Origin of the sequence: Pseudoalteromonas sp. 20-92 (assembly GCF_030847595.1) — a bacterium.
Taxonomy (GTDB): Bacteria; Pseudomonadota; Gammaproteobacteria; order Enterobacterales; family Alteromonadaceae; genus Pseudoalteromonas; species Pseudoalteromonas fuliginea.
In genome coordinates, this window is the sequence record NZ_JANJGQ010000119.1 from 1 (window position 1) to 239 (window position 239).

Genomic DNA, 239 nt, shown 5'->3' on the forward strand with positions numbered 1-239 from the left:
TATATTAAAAACCATGTTGCACTGACCACTTGATATCACCACCGCTCTCTTGATGTCCGACTCCCTGAACAATTCTCGTTAATCGAGAAGTTAAATCAACGAGAGCGTTATCCAGTTAGTCTGCTGTGTAGCGTATTCAATGTGCATCGCAGCAGCTATAAGTACTGGGCCATACGGGATACAACGCCGACACCTGAGCAAGTAAGGTTAGAGGCTGAAGTAAAAGCAATACATGCGAT

The 239-nt window shown here is 44.4% G+C and carries 1 pseudogene; it reads left to right on the top strand.

Annotated elements, in window-relative coordinates:
- Positions 1-39 precede the first annotated feature (39 nt).
- Positions 40-239 (top strand): annotated as a pseudogene (locus NRL14_RS21010) (IS3 family transposase); the annotation flags it as partial.